Source organism: Sphaerochaeta sp., from assembly GCF_050256055.1.
Taxonomy (GTDB): Bacteria; Spirochaetota; Spirochaetia; order Sphaerochaetales; family Sphaerochaetaceae; genus Sphaerochaeta.
Map to the genome: position 1 here is coordinate 92,282 of NZ_JBFWIJ010000009.1, position 14,753 is coordinate 107,034.

11 protein-coding genes, 2 tRNA genes and 1 riboswitch are annotated in these 14,753 nt (G+C 52.8%); of the genes, 4 read left to right on the forward strand and 9 right to left on the reverse strand.

Annotated features, from left to right (window positions below; genetic code table 11):
* Positions 1-5: 5 nt before the first annotated feature.
* Both AB7C91_RS05565 and AB7C91_RS05570 read right to left on the reverse strand, forming a co-directional pair.
* A complete protein-coding gene (locus tag AB7C91_RS05565; RefSeq protein ID WP_428589746.1) occupies positions 6-2,297 on the reverse strand; it encodes a heavy metal translocating P-type ATPase in 2,292 nt (763 codons plus the stop codon).
* 83 nt (positions 2,298-2,380) lie between these two features.
* Positions 2,381-3,694, reverse strand: coding sequence for a chloride channel protein (locus AB7C91_RS05570; RefSeq protein WP_332446273.1), 1,314 nt, complete (start codon positions 3,692-3,694; stop codon positions 2,381-2,383).
* A gap of 124 nt (positions 3,695-3,818) precedes the next feature.
* Here AB7C91_RS05570 and AB7C91_RS05575 point away from each other — a divergent pair, with 124 nt between their 5' ends.
* A complete protein-coding gene (locus AB7C91_RS05575; RefSeq protein WP_332446274.1) occupies positions 3,819-4,514 on the forward strand; it encodes an L-ribulose-5-phosphate 4-epimerase in 696 nt (231 codons plus the stop codon).
* A gap of 13 nt (positions 4,515-4,527) precedes the next feature.
* Complete coding sequence (locus AB7C91_RS05580; protein WP_428589750.1) at positions 4,528-6,000, forward strand: L-fucose/L-arabinose isomerase family protein; 1,473 nt, start codon at positions 4,528-4,530, stop codon at positions 5,998-6,000.
* Positions 6,001-6,041: 41 nt separating this feature from the next.
* Here the strand turns inward: AB7C91_RS05580 and AB7C91_RS05585 are convergent, their stop codons facing one another.
* The 3 genes from AB7C91_RS05585 to AB7C91_RS05595 form a co-directional block, all read right to left on the reverse strand.
* Positions 6,042-6,944, reverse strand: coding sequence for a hypothetical protein (locus tag AB7C91_RS05585; protein ID WP_332446276.1), 903 nt, complete (start codon positions 6,942-6,944; stop codon positions 6,042-6,044).
* Positions 6,945-6,955: 11 nt separating this feature from the next.
* Positions 6,956-8,326, reverse strand: coding sequence for an aldehyde dehydrogenase (locus tag AB7C91_RS05590; RefSeq protein WP_428589753.1), 1,371 nt, complete (start codon positions 8,324-8,326; stop codon positions 6,956-6,958).
* Between the two features lie 61 nt (positions 8,327-8,387).
* Positions 8,388-9,452, reverse strand: coding sequence for a M42 family peptidase (locus AB7C91_RS05595; protein WP_332446278.1), 1,065 nt, complete (start codon positions 9,450-9,452; stop codon positions 8,388-8,390).
* A gap of 114 nt (positions 9,453-9,566) precedes the next feature.
* A riboswitch (Fluoride riboswitch) is annotated at positions 9,567-9,647 on the forward strand.
* Positions 9,648-9,666: 19 nt separating this feature from the next.
* Between AB7C91_RS05595 and crcB the strand changes: the two genes are divergently transcribed.
* On the forward strand, positions 9,667-10,038 hold the full coding sequence (gene crcB, locus AB7C91_RS05600; protein ID WP_332446279.1) for a fluoride efflux transporter CrcB: 372 nt from the start codon (positions 9,667-9,669) through the stop codon (positions 10,036-10,038).
* A 13-nt stretch (positions 10,039-10,051) separates the two neighbouring features.
* Positions 10,052-11,284, forward strand: a complete 1,233-nt coding sequence (locus AB7C91_RS05605) for a DUF190 domain-containing protein (RefSeq protein ID WP_428589756.1) — start codon at positions 10,052-10,054, stop codon at positions 11,282-11,284.
* Between the two features lie 271 nt (positions 11,285-11,555).
* On the opposite strand, the gene AB7C91_RS05610 is transcribed toward AB7C91_RS05605, so the two are convergent.
* The 4 genes from AB7C91_RS05610 to AB7C91_RS05625 all read right to left on the reverse strand — a co-directional run bounded on the left by AB7C91_RS05610 (position 11,556) and on the right by AB7C91_RS05625 (position 14,517).
* A tRNA-Glu gene (locus AB7C91_RS05610) sits at positions 11,556-11,627 on the reverse strand.
* Between the two features lie 34 nt (positions 11,628-11,661).
* Positions 11,662-11,734 (reverse strand) — tRNA-Lys (locus AB7C91_RS05615).
* A gap of 65 nt (positions 11,735-11,799) precedes the next feature.
* Positions 11,800-13,152 (reverse strand): ATP-binding protein, encoded by a 1,353-nt coding sequence (locus AB7C91_RS05620; protein ID WP_332446281.1) that lies wholly within the window; start codon positions 13,150-13,152, stop codon positions 11,800-11,802.
* Between the two features lie 6 nt (positions 13,153-13,158).
* Positions 13,159-14,517, reverse strand: a complete 1,359-nt coding sequence (locus AB7C91_RS05625) for an MATE family efflux transporter (protein WP_428589759.1) — start codon at positions 14,515-14,517, stop codon at positions 13,159-13,161.
* Positions 14,518-14,753 lie beyond the last annotated feature (236 nt).

Consider the following 14,753-nt stretch of genomic DNA (forward strand, 5'->3'; position numbering starts at 1 on the left):
GATAATCAACGAGCTGGACGGAAGAGCAAAAGCCGCAGGGAGTTCAAAACGGCAAGAATCGTGACTCCGGTATCGGCGAGCACCGCGATCCACATCGAGGCTAATCCGAGTGCCCCAAGAGCTAAGGCCAGTACTTTGATCGTCAGGGCAAAGGTGATATTCTGCCGAACGATCTTCGCGGTTCGTTTGCTGATATGCAGCAGGTTCGCCACTTCATTCAGATCGTCACGCATCACTACGATGTCTGCGCTTTCCATGGCCGCATCGCTCGCCTTGCTTCCCATCGAAATGCCCACCTTGCTGGCAGCCAGGCTGGGTGCGTCATTCATCCCGTCGCCGATGTAGGCAAGGTTTGGGTGTTGTTTGGAGAGACCAATCAGTGCAGCCTGTTTCTCATGGGGCAGCAAAGACGCCTGGTAGGAATCCAGACCAAGATTTCTGCTGATGCGCGCCGCGTTCGCCTCGGTATCCCCACTTATCATCACCATATGCTTGATACCCATATCCCGCATCCGCTTTAGCGCATTGCCAGCTTCAGGTCGCTCGTTGTCCTCAAGGATGAAGGATGCCTGGTGGATTCCATTCACGGCGAGGAGAATGGTCGCCTCATTGCCCGGTTTCTGGAGTATTGGGATTCCCAATTCGTTGAACAACGTAGCATTTCCTGCGGCAACAGCTTTTCCGTCGACATCGCCAACCAATCCTTTCCCGGCACGTTCCTCAACCAAGGAGACGGCAAACGGCGTTTCGATGCCGTTGAATGCCTTGGCCAGCGGATGGTTGCTCTGCCGTTCCAGACTCGCAGCCAATTGAGTCAGGTAGGATTCATCCAGCGTACTGGAAGGAAGTCGCAACACCTTTGCCAACGTGAACGTTCCTGTGGTGAGGGTCCCTGTCTTATCAAACACAAAGGTGTCCGCTTTTTGCAATGCCTCCAGATAATTCCCGCCCTTGATGAGGATCCCGCGGGAAGCACTTTTGCCGATTCCTGCAAAATAGGACAGCGGGACGCTGATGACCAGGGCGCAGGGACAACTGATGACCAAAAATACCAAGGCTCGATAGATCCATGTCCCCCAATCGCCGAGAATCAAGGAAGGTATGATCGCCAAGGCCAGACCCAAGCCGACCACGACAGGGGTGTAGTATCGGGCGAAGGTGGTGATGAACCGTTCGGTTGGAGCCTTTTGCGAGGCGGACTCCTCAACCAGCTTGAGGATTTTTGCCGCAGTACTCTGCTCGTACGGTTTGCTAACCTCGATATCAAGCGGCCCACTGAGGTTTACACTGGCGCTGAGTACCGCTTCACCCTCTTGGACCAGACGTGGCGCCGATTCTCCGGTAAGGCTTTGCATATCAAGATTTGCACTGCCTTTGACAACCTTGCCGTCCAAGGGGATTTTCTCACCCGCCAGGACCCGGATGATCGATCCCACTGCAACCGATTGGGATGCGACCAACTCGGTCTTGTTTTCCTTGACCATACGCGCTTGGTCAACCTTCATATCGAGTGTCTCAAGGATGGAACGACGGCTCTTGTTTACTGCCGCATTCTGGAAGAATTCCCCGATCAGGTAAAACAGCATGACTGCCGAAGCCTCGGCGAGGTCCCCCAACGCCACAGCGCCCAATGTCGCAACAGTCATCAAAAAGTATTCATCAAACAGCTTGCCGTGCAGGATATTGCGGCCTGCTTTGAGCAACACATCGTATCCTGCGATGAGGTAGCTGGCCAGCGAAAGCCAGGGAAAATCAAAAACCATGGCCGACGCGAAGGCGGCCAGGGATACGAGGATACGGATGAATCGTGGTTGGAGAACCAGCGGAACCTGTTTGTCCAGGTTTTGTTGCGCAACCTGTAAGGACGGTTCGACGGCCTTCGCCGTTTGTATCAAGTCAGCATAGAATTCCGGACTTTCCTGCTTTTGTGTTCGGATATGGATCTTTTTTGTGGCGAAGTCAACTCTGACCGAGGAAACGCGGCTGTTTTCTGCAAGTTTCTGCTCAATGGTATTTGCACAGACCGGACAGTCGACTCCCTTGAAGGACCAGATTTGTTCCAAGGTCCCACTTTCCGGTGACAAGGTAAGTTCGGGCTCCGCTTGCTTCGCTGTTTGTTCCAGAAGATCCCAGAAATGAGTATCCTTTGGTGCATCGGTATGTACGGTCAGGCGTTTGGTAACCAGATTGATGGATGCCTTCTGCACCCCTTGCTGTTTCTGCAGAGCTTGTTCCACATTCGCTGCACAAGAAGCACAGTCCAGGTTGTCAACGCACCAACTCTTTGTATGGTCCATAGGATCCTCCTAATAAATCAATATATGATTGTATATTCATATATTAAAATATAGGATTTCCTTTGTCAATCGCTTTTGAAAAATTACACTTCCCAGGTTGCTTCTATGACTTGTGCCTTGATCTGTCGTTCATAAATGCCGGATTGTCCGGAAACCAAATAGGAGATGGCGCACACGATGAACAATGGGGTGGGGTTGCAGTATCCGTAGAGCTCGAGCCCAAGGACGAAGCAAGCCAACGGGAGCTTGGTGGCGCCGCTGAGCATGCCGATGGCACCGAGCATGGAAAGAGCGGATACCGGAAGCATCGTCAGCGGAGCGAGCAACAGGGCTGTGCATGAACCGATGACCATGATGGGGATGACTTCTCCCCCGGCAAATCCGGCTCCGATCGTCAATGCAGTGAGCAGCAGTTTTAACATGGGTGCAAACCGGCTTATTTGCCCGCTTTCTGCATCAAGCAACAACTCGATGGAAAGACCGTTGTAGGGAAATCCCCCTTCAAATTCGTTGATGAGAAGAGACACACCGAGCAACAGGCTCCCAGAAACACCCGCCTTCACATAGGGGTTGGTCGTCAGAGTGGCGAGCCCTTGCTTGGTCAGGTGGATGATGTAACAGAAGAACCGACTTGCAGTTCCAAACAGGATGCCCAACACCACCAGGACCAACAATGTATTGAGGTCGAGCGGAAAAGCAACCGGACGGCTGGGGGCGAAGGTACGGATTCCCATAGCCTGGCTTACTTGGTTCGCCGTAAAGGAGGCGATGATGCAGGGCAGCAAGGCATCGGTCCTGTTGACCCTCGGGTTGGAAAACTGCATACCGAACAACGTGCCGGCGATCGGAGCGTTGAACAGGGCGCCGAAAGCCGCTCCTGCCCCGCTGATCAGATAAATGCCTGTTTGTTTGATCGGTTCCTTATACCCGAACACCTTGCTTTCCAGTCTGCCCAGATAACTGCCGATCGATGCACCGATTTGAACCCCGACACCCTCTTTCCCTCCTGATGCTCCGACCAAATGGGTGATGAAGGTGTTGGCAAGCAACAGAGGTGCCATTTTAGTGGAAATGTGTTGGGAATGCTGGATTCGATCCTGTTCATACCGGATGGTGGTGGGGTGGGCGATATCCAGGATACCCTGATTGATCAAATCGATTACCTGATTCCCTCCCTCCTTGAGGTAGGGCCCCAACTTCTGGTAGCCAAAAGCTGTCAAAAGCGCTCCCAAGGGGATAGCGTACAAAAGGATCGGGTGAAGTGTTCTGATCGAACTGGCTACACGTACCAGGTTCGAAAGCAAAACGATTGCAGGACCTACGGCAAGACCAAGAATCATTGAGCGTACCGTCCAGATTGCCATCGGATGATCGGTACGTTGTACCATGTTGTGCATACGCCCAAGTATATGTTTTTCACCTTTTTATGAAAACCGCCTATACCCCATTCACCCGGGTTTTCCTTGACAACTTTGGAGGCTTGGCCCACACTGCTGTAGGTACATTCGAGGAGGAACTTGCATGCTTGAAGCGTTGAAGGAAGAAGTCTACCAAGCAAATATGCTTTTGGAAACCTACCGCCTGATTACCTTTACCTGGGGAAATGTAGGTGCAGTCGATGCCAATCGGGAATTGATGGTCATCAAGCCGTCTGGAGTTCCGTATGCCGAGCTGACGCCGGATTCCATGGTGGTCGTCGAACTCTCCACCGGCAGACGGGTGGAAGGTTCTTTCAACCCATCTTCCGACACCCCGACCCATCGGTATCTGTTCAATCATATGGAACATGTCAATGCGGTGGTGCACACCCACAGCCGGTGGGCCACCATCTTCGCCCAAGCCGGAAGGGGTATTCCTGCATTGGGGACGACTCATGCCGATTACTTCTACGGCGAGATTCCCTGCACTCGTGCGATGACCAAGGCGGAAGTACTCCAGGAGTATGAGGAAGAGACGGGGAAGGTAATCGTCGAATGTTTCTCTACGAAGGATCCTCTTGCCGTTCCCGCAGTTCTGGTCAACAGTCACGGTCCGTTCTGCTGGGCGAAGACGGCGCACAAAGCAGTGGAAAACGCAGTGGTTTTGGAAGAGGTGGCTATGATGGCCTACCATACAGTACTGCTGGGATCAAGTGATCATACGGTGATGGATCAGCATCTGCTGGACAAACATTATTTGCGCAAGCACGGCAAGGATGCCTATTACGGCCAGCATTGAAAAGGAGTCGAGGATGGAAAACATCGCGCAGGTTCGATTGGGATTGATTGCGGTAAGCAGAAGTTGTTTCCCCGCTTCCCTTTCCGAAAAACGTCGCAAGGCGGTTGAAAAGGCGTATTCGGGAACATTGTATGCCTGTCCGGTCATCGTGGAAACTGAACTGGACATGCAGCGTGCGATACAGGATGTGAAGGATCAGGGTGTCAACGCCTTGGTGGTGTTGCTGGGCAATTTTGGTCCGGAAACCGCAGAAACACTCTTGGTCAAACAATTCGGAGGCCCGGCCATGGTGGTCGCCTCTGCTGAGGGTGACGGCGACCTGGTTGACGGCAGGGGTGATGCATTCTGCGGCCTGCTCAACTGTTCATACAATCTGTCTTTGCGCTCCATCCCCTGTTATATGCCGGAGTATCCGGTGGGCGATGCACGGGAAATTGCGGCAATGATCGATGAATTCATTCCCATCGCCCGTGCCGTCCTCTCCCTAAGGCAGCTGAAGATCATCAGCTTCGGTCCCAGACCCCAGGATTTTTTGGCGTGCAATGCTCCCATCCAAGGATTGTTTGACCTTGGAGTGGAAATTGAGGAAAACAGTGAGCTCGATCTTTTGGCTGCCTACCACGCGCACGCGGATGATCAGCGAATTCCCGCCCTCGTCAAGGAGATGTCCGAGCAAGTCGGAAGTACTGTGTATGCGGGAGTGCTCCCGCGATTGGCCCAATATGAAATCACTTTGCTCGACTGGGCAAAGGAACATGCAGGAAGCCGCTCCTTCGTTGCTTTCGCCAATAAATGCTGGCCTGCCTTCCAAACCGAGTTCAAGTTCGTGCCATGCTACGTGAACAGCCGTCTTACCGCCCGGGGAATACCGGTCAGCTGTGAAGTGGACATCTATGGTGCACTCAGTGAATACTTGGGAATCTGCGTTTCCGAGCATCCGGTGACTTTGTTGGACATCAACAACACCGTCCCCTCCACCTTGTATGAACAGTATATCCGTACCAAACGTTCCTACCGCAACGATGATCTGTTCATGGGGTTCCATTGCGGGAATACCGATTGTTCCCTCCTGAAAAATCCCCATATGGGATACCAGTTGATCATGAAGCGAGATTTGGAACCCGATCCAGCAGAGCCGGACATCACCCGGGGTACGATGGAGGGAGACTTGGTTGCGGGCCCGATTACGATGTTCCGTCTGCAATCCACATCCAGGGGGGAGCTCAAGGCCTATGTGGCGGAAGGGGAGGTGCTGGATGTTCCTACCCATAGCTTTGGAAGCATCGGGGTGATCGGTGTCGAGGAAATGGCCCGGTTCTACCGATATGTCCTGTTGGCCAAGGCCTATCCCCATCATACCGCCGTAGCGTTTCGTCATGTCGGAAAAGCATTGTTTTCCCTATTCTCTTATCTCGGTATCGAAGACATCAGCTATAATCAGAAAGCATCCCAAATCTATGCCAACGAGAATCCGTTCAAGCATTGATGCCAGATAGTCGGGGCCCCCAAAAGGGGGCCCGCTTGTTCTTAGGTCCAGTCATCAAGCAATTGCTTGATATCACTCAAATCCTCGGCATCGCTCGGCTTGATGGGTTTGAAAACCTTTTCCTTTTGCAAGGCGTAGGTGAGTACCATCACCGCCTCCTGCCGGTCACTCATCTTGTCCAGTGTAACCGGCGAGTAGAAGGGTTTGCTCTTCCCCCCATCCTTGCCTTCGTAATATCGGTATTTTTCCAGATTGGAGGAAGCTTGGTTCCAGTCTTGCTCCATTTTCTTCAATTCCTTGCTGCGTTTCGAGGCATTCCAGTTTCTGGCATACAATTCCTCAGCCAGTTTCTTGTAATGTCCTGGTTTGAATTGGTCGGAACGCAAGGTATCCATGGCCATACGCATATAGCTTACCGCCCAGTCCTTGTTCCCGAAGGAGATGAAGCCGCCGGGAAGTTCATCGTACAAGCTCGACAATACGTACCACGTATCGGTGGAGTCGAGTGTGTTGAAGGAGTTGACGATCTGCGTCAGGTCCTCAAGCATTCCCTTGGCCTTCCCCAACGCATTGAGCGGGCCTTTTGTTTGGCCCCAACGACCGATGTTGGATGCTTTCCACTGATATCCCATCGCCATCGGGTATTTCTCAATCGATTGGAGGGCATAGGCTTCTCCCTGCTCATACATGGCGAATTTCCCGGCTTTGTCATCGTCCTTCAGATCATCACCGAGTCCCACCATGACCCGGGCAAGCCGCCAGAGCACTTGTGCTTCCTCCTCTGCTGTGGAAGCTGTCTTCAGCTGTTTCTGCAACTCGGTTTGCGTTTGGGCGAATGCATCCTGCTCATACAAGGCATCCGCTTTCTCCAAATTGATGGCACCAAAGAGCAGACTACCTGATATGAGTACTGCCAAACCAAACGATACGCGTTTTGTATTCATGAAACCTCCTCCTAGGAAAACAGTCGTTTGATCAATCTCAGTTTGCCCCTGAACGGAGCATAGCGCACTTTCATTTCAAGCCATGTTCGGCTTTCAAGGATACTTTTCGTATGGCTGAACGTCTCGAATCCTTTGTGGGCATGGTATGAGCCCATACCGCTGTTGCTCACTCCTCCGAAGGGAAGATGGGGGTTGGAGAGCTGCATGACCGTATCGTTGATGCAGCCTCCTCCGTAGATCAGCGAAGTGACCACCCGGTTCTGGTGGTCCTTGTTGTTGCTGAACAAATAGAGGGCAAGTGGATGTTCCCTTTGGGCAACGAAGGAAAACGCTTGGTCAAACGTATCATAGGTGAGTACCGGCAAAATCGGGCCGAAAATCTCGTCGGTCATCAGAGCAGAGTCGGGTTTCACGTCGGTGATGATCGTCGGGGCTATCTGCAGAGTCTTGGGTTCTATCTGTCCGCCGTACAAAAGATTCCCATCCTCAAAGAGGGAAAGCAGCCGGTTGAAGTGCTTTTGGTTGATGATGTGCGGCAAATCAGGTGAATGCAATGGATCGGATCCATACATCTTGGAGATGGCCCGCTTCAATTCCTCTACCAAAGGTTCAAAGGCTGTCTTTTCGACGAGAAGGTAATCGGGGGCTACGCAAGTCTGCCCTGCGTTCAGACATTTGCCCCAGATGATTCTTCGTGCCGCCAAGGCCAGGTTGCAATCCGCTTCCACGATGACCGGGCTTTTACCGCCGAGTTCGAGGGTGATCGGGGTCAAGGTCTGCGCTGCGCTCTGCATGACCACTTTGCCCACCGAAGGACTCCCGGTGAAAAAGATATGGTCGAACCGATAGGAGAGCAGCTGTTGGTTCATTTCGCTTCCACCTTGGAAGGTGGCTATATAGTGGCTTGGAAACAACTTGAGTAACAATTCCTCGATTGCTGCGGATGTATGCGTACTATAGCGTGAAGGTTTGACGATGACGCAGTTTCCTGCCGCCATCGCGCTGATCATCGGGGCTAGGGTCAGCTGCAACGGATAGTTCCAAGGACTCATGACCAGCACGACGCCCAACGGTTGGGCGATGGTGTACGATTTGGAAGGGAAGGAGAGTAGCGAGGAGCGAACCCGTTTCTTGGCTGTCCAACGGTCGAGATGCTTGAGGTGGTTGTCGATCTCTGCATAGACGACGCCAAGTTCGGTGGCCCATCCTTCGAAATCCGACTTCCCCAAATCTTCATACAGTGCAGCAAGCAGCTGTTTCTCGTTTGCTTCCAAGCCTTTGCGGAGTGTTCTCAGCTGTTCTTTGCGCCAGTCTACCTGCCCCGTGGTGCCGGTAGCAAAGAACGCACGCATCTCACTGATGCAGAGTTCCACCTCATGCATATACGCCCCCTCCCTTTCGGCCAGTATGCCATCGGCCTGACCGGTTGTCAAAACTTACCGGTCAGAAACCCTTGATAATTTCCTCGGTAAGATGAGTCAGGATGGCTCTGGCCAGTTTGATCGAGCTCTGTACATCCTCAAGGCTGCTCACTCCCCAATGGGTGTGTGCATAGCGAACCGGTATGCCGATTACGATGGTCGGTATCCCTTGTTCGGAAAGATGCAGGGCCGATGCATTGGTCGCTCCTCCATTGCGTACCCCGAGCTGGATGGGAATCTGGTAGGTCCGTGCCATCTCGATCGCAAATCGCTGGAACCGCGGGTTGGTGATCATCTTGGAGTCTATGAACCGGAGCATCGGGCCTTTGCCGATGATCGTTTGCTGCTGATATGCGGGCAGGAATGTGTCATCAGCAGGGCTTCCTTCAAAGCAGATCGCCACATCGGGTTTGACCGAACGTGCGGTAAGCTGTGCTCCACGGCACCCCACTTCCTCCTGACTGGAGAATCCTGCTACCAGATTTACCCCAAGCTTTTCCTCTTTGAGATCTTCCAGGACATCGAGAATCGTGGAACAACCCAGCCTGCAGTCGAAAGCCTTGCCGAAGAGCAGCCTCGTGTTCTCATTATAAATACACGTTGCCTCGGGTACGATGGGGGCTCCGACCTGTACACCCATCAGATGGGCTTCGTCGATGGTTGCCGCCCCGATGTCGATGTAGAGTGAGCTGATATCCGGAGCACTCTTTCGTTCAGCTTCACTTTGATAGTGAGGGGGTTTTGAGCCTACGATACCCGGTATCATCGTACCATTTGTGGTTTGCACCCGGACCAAATGTGAAGGGATATTGCTGGCCACCCAGCCACCGATCGGGATAAATTCCAGCATACCGTCGCCCCGTATGCATTTGACCATGAATCCGACTTCATCGGTATGGGCATCAAGCAGAACCGTGGGCTTGCCTTTTTCGTTGGCATGCATAACGAGATACAGATTGCGCAGTGAATCTTCGGTGAACGTTCCAAGATGTCGGCCTTCCTCACGGATGATGCCGACGACTTCATCCTCGAAGCCAGAAATTCCGTTTGCATCACAGATTTTTTGTATTCTTTGCAGTGTGTTCATACAAAACTCCTCATTCGGCCTCTCATTATCCACAGATTGCATTGCTTGTACACCCTCAAGCTATACGCTTGGAGCAGGTTGGAAGATTGACATGAGGCGTCTGCATATGGTATTCGGTGGAAAGGCGATGGAGTTCGCCTGCGGACTGGGCTTCAGTCCCGAACCGCCCCTCCGGCTGATGACTCCTGACAATCGTACGCACGAGGAGGGGAATATGCGCGACATCATCTTGATACTCATCGGCGGTGGATTGGGTTCCGTCAGCCGGTATGTACTTTCCACCAGTGCAACACGGATATGGGGAGATTCCTTTCCCTGGGGGACCTTGCTGGTCAATCTGGCTGGTTGCTTCGTCATCGGTTTCGTCTTCGGGCTTGCCGATCGTTCCTTGGTATCCCGAACATTCCGCATCGTGTTGATCACCGGCTTTCTGGGAGGGTTCACCACCTTCTCCTCCTTTTCCCTTGAATCGGTGCGTCTGATGATGGATAGGGAATTCGCCAGAGCCTTCATGAATCTGGGAATGAATGTGCTGTTGGGCATGCTGCTCACATTCGGCGGGCTGTACGCTGCATCGAAGCTTTGAAAGGGGGAATAGGATGATTGCCTATGCATCGATCAAAATCTATACCAATGAGACTGCGCAATATGAAGGGCAGCCGTTGTCCACTGCAATCATTGGCGTTGTGCGTTCACTCAGGTTGGCGGCAAGAACATTGGTGACTCGTTCGTTTGCGGGAAGTTATGAGAATGGGGAACTGGCAACGAACCGATTGGTGAATGCCTCGTACGATCTTCCTTTGGTTATAGAGATCGTTCTGCCACAGGCGGAGACCCAAACGATACTTGACGTTCTCAACCCGATGGTTGCGGATGGGCTGGTTACCATCGAGCCGCTGCAGCTGGTAGCTGCCCGTACTCCTTCGCGGGTTCTGCTTCCCAATTGGCTGGTCAAGGATGTCATGACAATGCATCCGAAGACTGGGGAAATCGGGATGCCGTTGGCTGATGCCGTCAAACTTTTACAGGATACTGCTTTGAAATGCCTTCCTGTGGTTTCCCCGCAGAATATACCGGTAGGAATTGTAACTCAACAGGATCTGATCAAGCGGGCTGGAATGCCGATCCGTCTTTCCCTGCTGAAGGATCTCAGCCGTGTTGAACAGGTTGCATGGGCGTCACACGTGGCAACGCTTGGATTGCAGGATGTCATGACCAGGTCTCCGATCACCGTCGACCGGGACGCAACGCTCGACTTTGCAATCAAGCTGATGGTGCAGCATGATCTGAAACGACTTCTGGTGACCGGCAGTGATGGCGAACTTGTCGGCATGCTTTCCCGAATTGATGTATTCAAGGTGCTTTCTCCTGCCTTCATGGTGAAGCGTGCTGATCAAGATGTCGACTTGTCCAAAGGTGGTGTGATGCAGCAAGTGAGCGAACTGCAACAGCGCGACCGACTCTCTGTTTCGGAAGATGAGTGCATCGAAACAGCCATCGAGTTATTGGCGAACGAAGAGGTTCAGCGTGCAGCCGTGGTGGATGAACAGCTCCATTTGGTCGGGGTAATCACGGATGCACGCTTGTTGTCGGCGATAGACAGAATTGATTCGAAGGGAATCTTTTCCTTCAAGCGGAAGGAGATACCGAGGGTATCCGACATCATGATCAAGGAATTGGTCCGGGTGACGGAGGGAGATTCTCTTTCGACGGTACTGGATTTGATGATTCAAAATGGACTGAAGCGCATTCCTGTAGTGGATGCCCAAGGCAGGTTTACCGGGATGATCAGGCGGGACTCGCTCTTGTTGGCTTTGTCAAAACACCTTTGAAAACAAGGGAGCTGCAATCCGGAGGCTTGTGGGTGTGGGTACAAGGCCTGGGGATTGCAGCCCGGAAGAAGGGTACATCACAAGGATGGCAGGTAGCTGATCGGGAGATATGATGCTATCAATGATCCATCCTTTATCTTCTTTGTATACCTGACTCTAGCAGAAGTCAAGATATGTTGTTCAGTTTACAATGAACACATGTCCGGAGGAGCAGGGGCATGACCGTGGGTACAAAAAAGGGAACCTACACGAGGTAGGCTCCCTATGCTCACATCTCCTAGGGGAATTGAACCCCTGTTGACGGGATGAAAACCCGTTGTCCTAACCACTAGACGAAGGAGACATTTGGTTGCGCTTTGTAAAAAACAGAGGCAATCTGAGCCGCACAGGATTCGGACCTGTGACCCACGCCTTAAAAGGGCGTTGCTCTACCAACTGAGCTAGCGGCCCCTGCAACGTAAAGGACTATAGCAGAGAGAAAGAAAGGGTGTCAACTACTTGCCGGAAAAAATGCATCAGTGATAATGTCGGTCTTTGGGTAGTTGGTACAATATGTTTGCTTGTTTCATAATTTCTTGTGTTACCACACCTTCTTGTGAGAATGCCGCAATAACCTTCGCGAGTTTGCAACAGAGTATGGCCCGCCTGAGACTTGTGTGGGTTTCTGTGACGGTGCGTCGGTACAGCGCGAGCAAGCGCTTGGGCTCCTCATCGGTCCACGTCCGCTGCAATGAGCGGACCGATGCAATCCGATCGATACCGAGCGGCTCGCTGGCAAGTGTGCTGATCAGTAGATTTTCCGGTTCCAAGGCGATGGCAATGGCGAAACGATCGAGCAGGGGCGAGCCGAGGGTGGACCAGAACCGGTCGATTTGTTGTTCGGAACATCGGCAGACTGCTTCTGTGCTTCCCAATTTCGCACACGGACATGCATTGGTTGCCGCAGCGACAAGGGTACGGACCGGATATCCCAAAACCTCTTGGGTGTCGAGCAGGCGGGCAAGATAGGTACGGCTTCCCGGTCGTTGCGATGAAAGCTCGTCCACGAGCAAGGCGCCTCCGTGCGCACGTGCCATCCAAGGGGGAGTGCCCTGTTCGAAATCCTTGGGTCTTTGCATCGGATCCATGCGCAATGCGCACGCGCTTTTACTATGTTTTCCCAGAATTCCTTGCAACTGTTCCGCCTCGATTCCGACCGGAGGAGGCAACAGCTCTTCAATACGACCAAGCAGCAACGATTTTCCCGAGCCGGGCGGACCATAGAATAAGATGGGAAGGTTTCCTGCAACCGCATACACCAAAGCCTGTTTCGCCCGGTGTAAGCCGATGATCCCACGAAAGGGATCATTTGGCGTTTCCGGTGAAGCTTCTTTCCGGTATGGGTCCGGCTTGCCTTGGTGTTCCCATGCAAACCGGCACAACCTTGAGAGTGCCTGCTGGATCGTGGTGCAGTAGCTGAGTTGTGCGGAAACGGAGGATTCTGTGGCAAAATTCCCCAGGATGAGTGACAGACGATGTTGTTTGCATAAGGAAGCAAAGGCGTAGGTCGAGGTGCAGGGAAGCAGGGAGCCTTCGAGGGAAAGAGTCCCGGCCACCAAAACCGCATGATCGCAGAGAGTGAGGATCCCTTTCTCCGACGAAAGCAGAAGGAGCAGGAGTCCTGCGACCACCTGCTGTACCGAAGCCCATGCCGGAATCTGTACCAGCATAGGAGGAAGTATTGGCAGGTGCAGGCGAAGCAGTTTCTTGAGTATTGTCTGCTTTGCCGGCGAAAGTCCGAGGATGGTGAAGGGTTTCTTGCTGGGAACCGCCTCGATGGGGATCAATCGTACGGAAAATCCTTCTTGTTGGTATCCATAGATATGCATACCCTCCTAGGAACGCTTCTGATTGTACTGCTTCAGCATTCGCTCCAAGTTTCGGTACTGCAGACGGTAGGCGACCACCAGCAGCAGCGAAGCGCTTATCCATGCCGTGGGACTTGAGAGACAAATGCCTACATACCCCCAGACCGAGGGAAGGGTGAAGGCGACCAAGGACCTGAACACCAGCTCCTGGATGGAGGAGAGCATGGGGATCGCTCCCGATCCAAGACCTTGGCTGGTGTTGCGGAACACAAAGATCAGACCCAAGGGAAAGAAGAAGTACGATACGATGCCCAGATATTGGATGGTCTGGGCGATGACCAGTTGTTCCTGTTCGTCGATGAACAGGGTTGCCATCCGGCGGGCGAACACAAAGACCAGCAGAAAGCCGAGCAAACTGAAACCCAAGGCCAGGAGCACGGCAGCTCGTATTCCTTGTTTGACCCGTTCCAGTTTTCCTGCACCCAGGTTTTGTGCACTGTAGGTTGCCATGGCGAGTCCCAGGGTTACCAATGGCTGGGTTACCAATTGTTCGATCTTGGTACCTACCGAATACGCTGCGACGCTGTCGCTTCCTAGGCCGTTGATAACCGCTTGGACGACCATGACCCCGATCGCACAGACGGAGAATTGCAGGGCGCTGGGGAGGCCGATACGCAGCAACCTGCCGATCATCGGCCAATCGGACGTCCAGTCCGATTTACTCAGATGCAGGATGGGATATCGTTTGTAGATGTACCACAAGCACAGCAGGGCAGAGATTGCCTGGCTGATCACCGTCGCCAAGGCAACGCCGATGACCCCGAGTTGGAGTTGGATGACGGCCATCAAATCACCGGCAATGTTCAAAATCGAGGCAATGAACAAAAAATAGAGAGGGGAACGGCTGTCGCCGAGGGCACGCAGGATGGATGAGAGCAGATTATAATAGATAGTGGCCACGATTCCTGCATAGATGATCAAAAGGTAGTGCTTGGCATCCTTGAGTATGTCGCGGGGGGTATGCATCAACCTAAGCAGAGGCTCAGCCGATACCATGGCGAGGGTGGATACCGCCAAAGAGAGGAAAAACGCCACCAGAATGCTCATTGCCACCGCTTTACGCATGCTGTTCGGATCTTTTGCCCCAAATTTCTGGCTGATGATGACCGAAAAGCCTGCAGTGAGCCCTACCACGAATCCCAGCACCAGAAATGTCATCGCCCCGGTGGCACCTACGGCAGCAAGGGCCTGTACTCCCACAAACCTTCCTACGACGAAGGTATCAACCATCGAATAGAATTGTTGGAATAGATTGCCGCCGAGAATCGGCAACATAAAGAAAAAAATCAGACGGCCGGGTTTGCCCTGACTCATATCCAGTTCCATGGTCACTCTCCTCGTCAAGGCATCCTATCGCGCTTGCTTTGGTTGGACAAGTAAGGAGGAGGCAACGGGTTTTTAAGAAAGTAGGTAAATTTCAGAGAATTTTTGCGATACCTACTGGACAGTGAGGGGGAAAGGGCGTATAGTCACGTCTTGTTCGGCCTTGGGAACAGGCGGTGGAGAACGTGAGGGAAAAGCCCTGGGGGGCTTGACCGGGACGGGGGAAATCGGGTATGTTG